Here is an 11960-nt window from a genome sequence, read left to right on the forward strand (position 1 = left end):
TTCCGGAATCGGAACGCTTCATAGCGATGGGCTTGTAGGATGATCTATATATGTAATCTAAACAGTTACATTTGCGGTGCAATAGCGGTACACTCATCAGCTTTTCCGTGTTTCGCTAAATTGCTCTAAATTGCGGTTGCTCAACTACGTAGGGCTATGCTTAATTACGCTAGCATTTCTTCTATTGTCATAGACTTACAGAGATATTAGGAAACTCAAAATCCGTCGGAAGCAATTCCATGGGGGTTCGATTCCCCCTCCCGGCACCAAGTATCCCGTTTATTTGCAATGATTTGAGGGCAGGGAAGTGACGCGACCGCCTTCGTCCGGTACAGATACGGTACAGTGCGCATCCTATTTATTTTGAATAACTTGCGACATTGTAGACGTTTCCGCCCCTTCGCTAGCATACGTTCGAATGGGATTCGCTTATGCTCGATTACGGAGTGCGCGGCGGATAATCGGTCCGCTAAACCGCCAGTGTCTACTTTCGCTCTTTAGCATCAACGCTGCAGACCCGAACAGCGTGGCGCTGTCTGAAAGTGCAACGTGTGACTTCCGCGAAGTGATCCTCGCGTTGGAGATGGTTACCATATTGAGCGCAAGTGCGATTCTCCGATGCTGAGGGATCGCTTTACAGCCTAGCGCGCGTCGATTGACAGAGCGATAGAATTTCAAACACCGGAGTGCGCATCTGTTTCTGTCTGCGATTTGACATCAGGGTATATGCTCTTCGACTATGCCTGAGGTTTCGCCAGGAACGCGCGCCAGATCTGTGCAGCTTCTTTCGAAGAGCGGCAATAGTCCAGCAGCAAAGTTCGAGGAGTTGAAGGAGCGGGGTTCACACGGGAACTTGCCGAACGACGGGAAGGCCTATTTAGTCACCTTATTGGCGAGTTCAAAATCTCAGAACTATTTGCAAGGATGATGAGGCAAAAGAATGAGCTCAAGAGGTGGTCACCAGGGCTGAAGATCCGAAGACAAAGGACACGATGACGTGGCGTGACGCCTACATGCTTGATACCGCTATTGCCGCGTCAAACTAACTGTCTCGCTGGCACAAATCATCGGGCAGTCCAGTTTCTGTGTAGTGGCAGCTCCGAGGGAATATTGCCTTCCAAAAGTTCAGGCGATGTGCAAGTCCATCTCATCGTTCCAGCAATCGAGATTCGTCGGAGGAAAGTGAGGCTCCAAAATGGCCACAATTACCGGCAAAGATTATTTGGTTCGCGGAACAGTCAGCTACAGGAGGGGCGCAGGCGCATCCGGGATGCTCATCCGCGCATACGACAAGGATATGCGCAGCGAACAGCTCTTGGGCAACGAGACGAAAACAGACCACGCGGGAAGGTATCAAATTTCCTACTCTGCCGAGAAATACGTTCGTGCCGAAGCCGGCAGCGCCGATCTCCGCATCAGCGTGTGCGACCCGGAAGGCCGTGAAATCGCGACGTCGCAAATTCTCTTCAACGCATCCGCGGAAGAAGTCATCGACGTTACCTTGCCAGTGAGCTTTGCAGGTCCGACGGAATACGAAAAGCTCGTTGCTGCCATCACTCCCGACCTCCAGGGAATTGCGCTCAATGATTTGACATCGGCCGACATCCAGTTTTTGGCGGGTGACACCAACGAAGATGCCAAGCGCATTGCCTGGATCGCCAGCGCTAATAGGGCAGCTAAGTCGGTAGACGGCATTCCGGCCGAAATCTTCTACGGCTTATACCGACAAGCATTGCCTACCGATTTGCCCGCGCTCAGCAAGAGCAGCCAGAAGACACTGCTTGCAGCCATCCAAAGTTCGATCTCTCAGAATCTGATTCGCACGTTCACCGGCAAGGAAATCCAAGCGTATCTTTCCATTCTTCAGAAACTCGCTGCAGAAAACGAGTTGAAACCTGGGGCCGAGAAGCAGCCGGCGACTTTGGGTGACCTTCTGGCGCTTACTTCGCTCTCGCCCGAAAAGCAAAAGAATTTCGCTGCGGCATGGGTGAGTCGTACTGACACGGGCGATGATTTCTGGCAACGGGCGCAAAAGTCCGCCGGCCTGACAGACGCGGAAACCACGCAGGTCCGCACCACGACAGTTTTGGGAAGCGTTACAGGTGGCTACGTTCCCTTGGTCAATGATCTCCAGCAGAGAATGCAATCCGATCCGGCACTCAAGACTGTTGCCGGCCTCGCTTCTTATGATTTACAAGCCTGGAAAGCGGTAGTGAAGGCCGTTGGTCCACCGCCCGGCGTTACTGGCACAACTTTGCGCGAGCGCATCACAACGTACGCCACGAACGTCGCGAACGCGTTCGAGTTCAACTATCCCACTGCTGTCATTTCCAGCCGCATCCAGCAAGGACTGTTCGGGTTCGACGACAAACAGAAAACGGACCTCGCCACGTTTATCACCAACAACTCCACCATCGAATTTGGCGAGGCCACGAATCCGTTGAGCTCATATTTGAACGGCAAGACCGTGAACTGGACCAGCGTGGAGGATCAGGCCGGAACTACGATTCTTCTATCCAACATAGACCGCATTTCAAAGCTGACTTCTAACGCGAGTCAGACAGCCACTCTGATCAAAGACGGCTACGCAAGCGCCCACGCCGTCGTCTCTGCTGGCAAGCCTTTTCTTCAAGAAAAGTATGGGAACACCTTTGGCCCGACACAGATCGAGCAGATTTGCGATCGCGGTTTGAAGGTCTACAACACCTCGCTTCTCGCCTTCGTCGATAACCACCCCATTCTGCGCCTCCCTCTTCCTTATGTACTGACGGGGGCGACCTTGGCCGATACCGCTTCCATCGACGTGCCCCCGGACTGGCGCTCCATTTTCGGCTCCATCGACATCTGCGAATGTACGGAGTGCAATTCGTTATACGGCCCATCCGCGTATCTGGTGGACATTCTGAATTGGCTTAAGAAAGGAACAACTCTCTCCGGCCTGACACCGCTGGACGTTCTTCTTGGGAGGCGGCCCGATATCGCGCAAGTCGAATTGACATGCGATAACGCCGACACCGAGCTTTCCTACATCGATCTCGTAAACGAAATCCTCGAACAGGCCCTGGTCAGCCGCAGTTGGGAAATGTCTGTTGGCCGCCGCTCCAGAGTCATTACACTTTTAAATCAGGGGCAGATTCCGGATCCTCTACGCCAAGAACTGCTTGCAAAGTTCTACCCGCTGAGCGACTCGGCCGAGGTCGAAGTGATCAAGCCTGGCCGTCGATGGGACCTGCGCGACGCTGGCTGGCGATTCACGCTCACCAGTCAAGGGAGTCACACGTCGTTTCCTCCCGCCCTCGACATAAAGATCACCATCTCAGCGTGGCCACAGACCGGCTGGAAAGAACCCGAACTCGCCGCCAATGCGGAACACCTGACGCCCCTAGCCTACGACAAATTCCTCTCCCAGACCGTTTATCCCGCAACCCTGCCATTCGACCTATGGCTCGAAATGGTGCGCGTTTACCTCAATCATCTTGGTGTTCCGCGCCCGCAATTGATGGAATCGTTTTTCAACGGCGACTTCGATTCCGCAATTGCCAGTCCGGCGATCGTCAACGAATACCTGGGTCTCTCTCAGATAGAAGCCGACATTTGCACCGGAGCTCTCACCCAAGACCCTAACAAACCAATCACCCTCGGAGGCCCCGAGCGCATCTTCGATTTTTGGGGCTTAATTCAGATTGCTTCTGTGCCGGATCCATCGGGAGGCGCCACGCCCATCATTGGCAGCTGGGATTCTGTTTTGCAGCGCGTGGATATCTTCCTCGCTCAATCTGTCCTAAGCTATATCGATCTTCTCGAACTCCTCGAAACCTGGTTCGTCAATCCCGTTGTCCTTGATACCACAACCATCCCTCCCAAGCCCAAGCGTGATGCGCAAGGCCGCGTAATCCGCACGCTGACTCTGGTCTCTTCTGATCCGAACGATCAGACAACCTGCGATCCGCATAAACTGCTCATCAACGGACTCACGCCAGCCATTCTGAAGAATATCCACAGGTTCATCCGGCAGTCTCGCAAACTGGGCTGGATTTTCCGCGATCTGGATCGCGCATTGACAGCGATTCCAGTCGATCCGCCTTTGGATACGCCGGCCCACGGACTTTCAACTCTCCTTTGTCTTTCCCACGCAAATCGACTGGGCGCAAAACTCGACATTCCTACCCAGAATGTTTTCGCATGGTGGTCCGCAACTCTTGACACCAATCTCTACCTCGATCACACCACCGAAACTCAGTCTCTCGTTCCCTCCGTCTACGACTCCATCTTCCGCACGAAAACCGTAACCACCTCGGCAGTCGACGTCTTCGCCTCGACACAGGGCCAGACGGCTCCCCCGGTGGACTATTTCGAACTGAACGCAGACCGTACAGAACTTAACTACATTTCGTCAGGGGCCGCAGATCCCATCCTGCAACATGCGGACCGTGTGATGGCTGCGCTCAACATCGGTTCGAACGATCTGGCGCTTTTGCTCGCCCTGACACCTGCCGAAATCAACGCGATGTCCCCGCTGCCGGGCGGTGTCACGGTCAATCTCGGCTCGATGACGCTATCGTCTCTCTCTTTTCTCTACCGCGTGAGTTCTTTCGCCCGAGCCCTGCAGCTCTCAATTCCTGATTCCATTACGGTTTGGCGCTTGACCGCGCAACCTTCGGTGTTCGGAAGCTCTCTGGATACTATCCGTTTTGCTTACCGCGTATCGACGATTCGCTCCACGAGTTTCACCATCGCCGATCTGGATTACCTTCTGCGCCACGAATTTCTTCCTTCTTCGCCGGCAGCGTCAAATGACCAAACCGTCGCCCTCTTTCTGGAGACACTCCGCGCTGGTCTGCTTCAAATTGCGAAAGACAATACATTCCGCAACGACCCGAGCGATCTTCTGAACGCTACGTCCGACCCAAACGGCGATCTAACACGCTCCAAGCTGGCTCTCCTGAATTGGGATAGCGACTTGACCACGCAAATCGTGACGACTCTAAAAGGTACGCTTACTTATCAGGTCAAGTTAACGAATCCGTTGGCCGCCGGATTTTCCATCCCCAACGCCTCAGAGACTTTTACTGTAACTCTCACAGGAGCTTTGCCTGCGGGATTTTCGATTCCCAGTCCTCTGAATAGCGCCGTGAGCTACGACGCGACGACTCCGAAATTGACCGCCACGCGCTTCTTGACCGCGCCGGAACGAACCCAGTTGATCTCCATAGCCACAGCCGCAAACTTGGTGGCCCTTACGACGGGTGTCAATCAACTTCTGGATTTGCAGGATGGCCTCGACGGCGACCTCAACTACGACGCTGCGGCGCTGACTCTCAGCTTTGTCGGTCCTATGACCGCAAAGCGGAGAGCCGCTCTTGCGAATGCCAATGGCGCCACCGCGGAATTTACCGGCTTTGTCCAGGCGCTGTTCGATGCCCCGCGCAAGTTCATTGCGCGCAACATGAGAACTTTCAGCGTCATCGACTTTTCGCTGGATCTGCCAACCCCCCTGTCCATTGTTTTTCCGGCCTCCCTCGGAGCAAGGGCCTACACAGAATCCGCCGGCGGGACGATGGAGTTGCATTACGTCGGCGTGATGTCGGCACAGGATCAGTCGATCCTGAATTTGCTTTCCGGGGATGTCGGCTACCTGGCGGCGGTCAACACTCTCTTCCAAAAGCCCGTAACAATTGTGCCCGCGCTGGGCGATGCTTTTCTCAACGGCTTCGCAGCTGGAGCTCCACCGCCCTTTGGACCGGACATTTCTGCGCTGTTTGATGGAAACACACAACCAGCTGATCGGTTCGGCATCGTTCTGCAAAAACTTCTCCCTTACTTGAAACAAAAGCTCAGCACCGATCTCGTCGTCCAATCCACGGCGACAGCCTTCCAGTTGGACTCGCGCTCGGCGGAATCCTTGCTCTCCACCTGGCTCACTGCGCAGTTGGATCCACTCAATCCCACCGCCCCGGTACCTTGCCTGAGGGTCTGGCTCGACCCGGCCTTCTCGGAAAGTAACCCGAATTCGACTACGTCGTGGGACAATTTCCCCGCTCAGTTCCTGACATACACCCGTGTTCAAAAAGCTGCGATGGTGGTTTCCAGGTTGAAGCAGACTTTTGTTCAACTCGGTTGGCTCTTCGATCATGGGGCCACTGCCGGATGGTTGGACTTGAACTCGCTCCCCCTGCAGGCCGGCGCGGCTACGGCGTCCTTCGACGCGTGGAGACACACGGTAGCTCTCGCTGCATTGCGTGATGCGCTGCCGGACGGTGAGACCCTTCTTTCGGAGATCTTCGCGATTGCGTATGCGACGGCAGCCCCAGCTGATCCCACATCTCCGATAAGAGAGCTTCTTGTGGACAATCTCGAGTGGAACGCCGATGACTTGACGTTTCTGACCGGGACTCAAGGATTATCCTTTAGCACGCTCTCTTCTTATCAGAACGAACGCGCCTTGCATCGCCTCGTGAATTGCTTCGCGAAGATAAAGCGCTTGGGGGCTTCTGCAAAACAATGCATGCAGTGGTGCGTGACAAAGCTCAAAGTGACCGACGCCATTAGCGCCAAATCCGCCGCCAGAAGCAAATACAACGAAGCGGACTGGCTGCAGCGCGCCAAGCCGTTGAACGACGCTCTGCGAGACAAGCAGCGGAATGCCTTGGTCGCGTACCTCATCGCGAATCCCCAGAAGGATGCGGCAGGCCGCCCGATTTGGAGCGATGATGACGGACTGTACGGCTACTATCTCATCGACGTAGACATGGGAACGTGCATGAAAACGTCCCGTCTGGTGCAGGCCACTGCTTCCGCACAACTCTTCGTGCAACGCTGCCTCTTGAACCTGGAATCGCGCGTTTCCATCGACCCGGATCAGGCGATCGAATGGAATGAATGGCGAAAGTACTACCGGGTATGGGAGGCAAATCGCGAAGTCTTCCTATACCCGGAAAACTGGATCCAGCCTGAACTCCGCGACGACAAAACGCCGTTCTTCAAGGACCTGGAGAGCGAATTACTTCAGGACAATATCACTTCCGATTCTGCTGAGGCCGCCTTCGCCCATTACCTGGACAAACTTCATCAGATCGGACGCCTCGAGATCATTGCGATTTACCACGAAATGGAAGCGGCTACGCCGCAAAATGGGTTGGATGGTGCCATTGATCAGTTGCACGTGGTTGGCCGCACGATGGCAAGCCCCAACTTCTACTATTACCGCAAACTGGAAAACTCCCTGTGGAGTCCATGGGAAAAGATGGATGTCGACATCAACGGCGACCATCTGATTCTAGGTGTGACAAATCGGCGTCTCTATGCTTTTTGGCCCATCTTCAAGGAACAGACGGCGCCTAGTAACTCTTCCCAGCCTCTGAGTTCCAGCGATCTCACGCCGCAACCATCTCTTTGGGAGGTCCAGCTCGCCGCGAGTTCCTACCGCGACGGCCGTTGGAGTGCGAAAAAGCTGTCATCGGACACTCCTCCTCTGAGCTGCCCCAAGATTGACGGCGTTGCGCTCAAAGAGGCTTTCACATTTCGTCGAATTGGCACTCCCGACAACTTCACCATTAATTGTTTCGCGGCAGAGAACATAATCACGGGGCCGGCGCCTATAACTTACCAGCAACCCGTGGATGGTATGACTCCATGGCCGGACCCGAAAACGCCGAGTAACGTTGAAGTCCACGTGGTCGACGCTGCGAATGGCTATCAGCCGATCCCATCAGCCTACGTGACGTTTAATAGCGTGGATCACTCACAAGGAGTCGATGCTCAAGGTAATTGGTATGACTATCCGATCCACACATTTTCCGCCTACACAGACGTGAATGGCCTGATTATCTTCAACGCTGTTAGTCCAGATGACTACGTTTTCGCGGTGACGCCACCAAGTTCGGATTATGATCCTAACTCGCTTGCAGCTATTTCACCGGCGGATCTAACGCAACAGGTTGCGTTAGGAAACATCTATTCGCGCTACTTGTTGCTATCGGGTACGCCACAGTCCCAACCGGCTCAGGCAACCGTGCAGGAACTGGTACTGATCGGCTTCTTCTCCTTGACGTGTGGGGAGCAGTTGGTGACCACCCCGTTCGATGGCAACCAACTTTTCAGCGGCGCCTACGATACATATATCGACGGAATGATGCTCGATTCAAACCGGAACAGCCTCTCCCCTCCGCTCTATCTTTCGCTGGATCAGAGTTTACCAATCTTCACCAAGACACCCGCGCCGTTCAGTCTGCTGTTGCCGAATACCGAGTCGGCTGAATTTGCTAACGATCAATTCTTTCAAGACGATGTCTGCACCTACTACATCAGGCAGGCAGCCAACGCAGTCAAGATTCAATTTGTCGACTTTTATCACCCGTATGTCTGCAATTTTCTCAGTGTCCTTTATGCTAGGGGTCTCGATGGATTGCTGACTCTCGAAACACAACAGCTCTCGGATGCCATCTCGTTGACCCAGACAGTTGCCATCGGCAGAACTTTCTACTTACGCTACGGTTTGTACGTGGCGCCCGGCAGCTTGCTCGACGTTCAGCATCTGCCGCGGGAAATTGTGGACTTTTCTCCTCAGGGCGCCTATTCCATTTACAACTGGGAAGTCTTCTTCCACATTCCGTTCGAGATTGCAGTACGTTTAAGCACAAATCAGCGTTTCGAAGAGGCCCAGGAGTGGTTCAATTACATCTTCGATCCGACCGCTTCCGGCACGCCGACCACGGGCGTTTCCAACCGGGCAGCCAGCTTTTGGAAGTTCAAGCCGTTCCGCGATCTGCTTGCTGACCCGCCACAGACTCTGCAGGATCTATTGAACGACGCCGCGGAATTAGACATTGAGGTGGACGCTTGGACGGCGGATCCTTTCAATCCTCATCTCATCGCACGCCATCGTCCGCTCGCGTACATGAAGTCAGTGGTGATGAAGTACATCGGGAATCTGCTTGATTGGGGCGACATGCTCTTCACCAGCGACACCCGCGAGACCGACGCGGAGGCCACTCAAATCTATATCCTCGCTGCGCAAATCCTGGGCAAACGTCCGGAGCGGCGACCTGCTCGCGCCACCTCCGAGGTTTCCACCTATGATTCCATTACCGCCTCTGGAGTGTCATTCGACCCGTTCTCCAATGCCATGGTGGCCATTGAATCGTTTGTTTTTCCTTCCGGCCCTTCTACCGGAACCTCAAATCCTCCAGTCCAGTTGCCCTATTTCTGTTTGTCAGGAAACGATGTTCTCCTTGGCTATTGGGATCGCGTCGCGGACAGGCTCTTCAAATTGCGCAATTGCATGAACATTGAAGGTATTGTTCGTGATCTGCCTCTATTCCAGCCTCCCATCGACCCGGCGATTCTCGTGCGTGCGGTCGCTGCGGGGGCAGACCTGAGTAGTGTGCTGAGTGACCTGAACGCGCCCCTCCCTTACTACCGCTTCAATGTCCTTCTGCAAAAGGCAATGGAGATGTGCAACGAGGTGAAGTCCCTCGGCGGCGCGTTGCTTTCCGCCCTCGAAAAGCGCGACGCGGAGTCCTTGGCTGCTTTGCGCTCGCAGCACGACATACAAGCGCTCACGGCGATGAAAGCGGTCAAGGAACAACAACTTGCGGAAGCGACGAACAACCTGACGGCCGCACAACAAAGCCTTGCGGTCGTCCAAGTTCGCAAGACCTACTATCAAGGCCTCGTGCAGGCTGGTGCGACCTCGCCCGGCCCGACTCCTCCTTCACAAGGGCAGTTGGGCAAGAACTCACTCAAGCTCAACGCCAACGAATCCCAGCAACTAGACCTAATGGGCCAGGCCCTATCAACCCAGCAAGATCAAACCACAGTCGAACTCCTTGGAGGAATTCTCAGCTTGGTTCCAGACATAAAGATCGGCGCAATTACGACCGACGGCGCATCGTTTGGAGGTTCGCAACTAGGGAATGCCCTTCGCACAGTCAGTTCCTACATGGGCTCCATGGTCTCGATGATGAACTCTATCGCCAGTATGAGCGGAATCGTTGGCGGTCACGAGCGACGATCCGAAGAATGGCAATTTCAGTTGAATCTAGCCACCGCCGAAGTAACGCAGTTCACCACGCAAGTTGCGGCCGCAACCGTGCGTCAGGCTATTGCCCAGGCAGACCTCGATGCCCAGAACTTACAGATCGACAACGCCAATGACGTGGATACCTTCTTGCGCGAGAAATACACCAACCAGGATCTCTACGTTTGGATGATCGGCCAGCTCGCCGGCACCTACTTCCAAAGCTACCAACTCGCCTACTCACTCGCCAAACGCGCTGAGCAGTGTTACCGACACGAACTTGGCCTGGAGGATTCAAACTTCATTCAATTCGGCTACTGGGACAGCCTCAAGAAAGGCCTGCTCGCTGGAGAGCGTCTTGCCTACGACCTAAAGCGGATGGACTCCGCCTACATGGACCAGAATCGCAGGGAATACGAGATTCTGAAACACGTCTCGATCCTCTCTCTCGATCCCTACGCGCTGCTCCAACTGAAAGAAACCGGCGAGTGCACTGTAAATATTCCCGAGTCAGCCTTTGATTTGGATTTCGCCGGCCATTACCTGCGCCGCATCAAATCCGTGGGTCTAACAATTCCGTGTGTTACCGGCCCCTACACCAGTGTTCCCTGCACCTTGACTCTTCTCAAGAGCACGCTGCGTCGCGTCAGTCAAGTGAATTCCGGCTCTGCTGCGTATGCACGCTCATCCACCGACGACACGCGATTTATTGACATACCCGCCGGAACGGAGTCGATCGTCACCAGCAGTGGCCAGAACGATGCCGGTCTGTTTGAAGCCAATCTGCGGGACGAGCGCTTCCTGCCGTTTGAGGGCATGGGGGCAGTAAGCGAATGGCGCCTGCACCTTCCTGCAGATTTAAGGCAGTTTGACTACAACACGATTTCCGATGTCATCCTTCATATGCGTTATACCGCAAGGGATGGCGGCGAATCCCTCCGGGCTGCCGCTGCCGCTGAACTGCAAAAAGCAATCAACGCGGCCGTCAGCGATTCGCAGAATACGGGTGCTTTTCGTCTCTTCAGTGCGCGCCAGGAATTTCCCGACGCCTGGTACCAATTCTCGCAAGCCCTCGCAACGACCGATGCTGCCGGAGCCCCCAAGGCGATCACTTTTCCACTGGCCAAGGAACGATTCCCGTTCGTATTTCGAACCCGAAACATCACTTTAACTTCGATCGATGTCATCCTGAACTTCAGTGATGCATATCTGGCGAAAAACGATCCATCGAAACTCCAATGGACGTTCGCATCAGGGACAAATGCCGTTGCTCCCGTCACCACCAACCCCATTCCTACTCCCAATCCCAATCTGCAGTCGTCCCAATTGGCGGGGACACTTTGGATCGGCAGCAAGGACGCGAACGCCGGGCCGGACAACAACTGGACCTTGGGTTTATGGCTTGGCGCGGGCGTTACCGTACCAAAGGATTTCATCGAGGACATCTTCCTTTTAAGCAAGTACGCGATCGCCTGAGCTGATGGGTCATAAGGGGTCGTGAATGGAAGCGGTCGGTTGCTGCCGGTGGCATACAGAGTCATGAGTCATGACCATCGCGCGATGCCATCAGGTTGCCGGTCGAGTCGACGAGTTGATTCCGGCTCCGGTCACGGATCTCAACTCAGCCCGACGTCTTCCAGAACGAGTATCATTCCGTCGAAACTGCATTTGGTGCAGCGTAGTTTTGCCATGTGGCAGGTGTTGGAAGTGTCGATCCCGTGCGGGCCAGCAGCAAACGGATGCAGTGCGTCGTCATCGACTTCTGTCACCTCGATGAGGTCTGGCGAGGCTTGGCACTTCGGACACTGCCGTCCAGCCGAGATCATCCATTCACATATTTCCTGACGTAGCCTGTCGGTTATTTGCATTGACGTCCTCCCGCAAAGTGGCCTGCACCTAATTCCGAGCGCGTGATTCTGAAAATTTATCCCGTCCGAGGCGC

General features: G+C 54.6%; 2 protein-coding genes. One reads left to right on the plus strand and one right to left on the minus strand.

The annotated features are described in order from the left end of the window. The first annotated feature begins 1195 nt into the window (after positions 1-1195). The gene (locus RBB82_RS16725) at positions 1196-11494 is read left to right on the plus strand and encodes a neuraminidase-like domain-containing protein (protein WP_433971887.1); all 10299 of its coding nucleotides are present in this window, start codon (positions 1196-1198) and stop codon (positions 11492-11494) included. 140 nt (positions 11495-11634) lie between these two features. On the opposite strand, the gene RBB82_RS16730 is transcribed toward RBB82_RS16725, so the two are convergent. After that, on the minus strand, positions 11635-11844 hold the full coding sequence (locus RBB82_RS16730) for a hypothetical protein (RefSeq protein ID WP_433971888.1): 210 nt from the start codon (positions 11842-11844) through the stop codon (positions 11635-11637). Positions 11845-11960 lie beyond the last annotated feature (116 nt).

The sequence above is a fragment of the Tunturiibacter lichenicola genome, from assembly GCF_051013355.1.
Taxonomy (GTDB): Bacteria; Acidobacteriota; Terriglobia; order Terriglobales; family Acidobacteriaceae; genus Edaphobacter; species Edaphobacter lichenicola_F.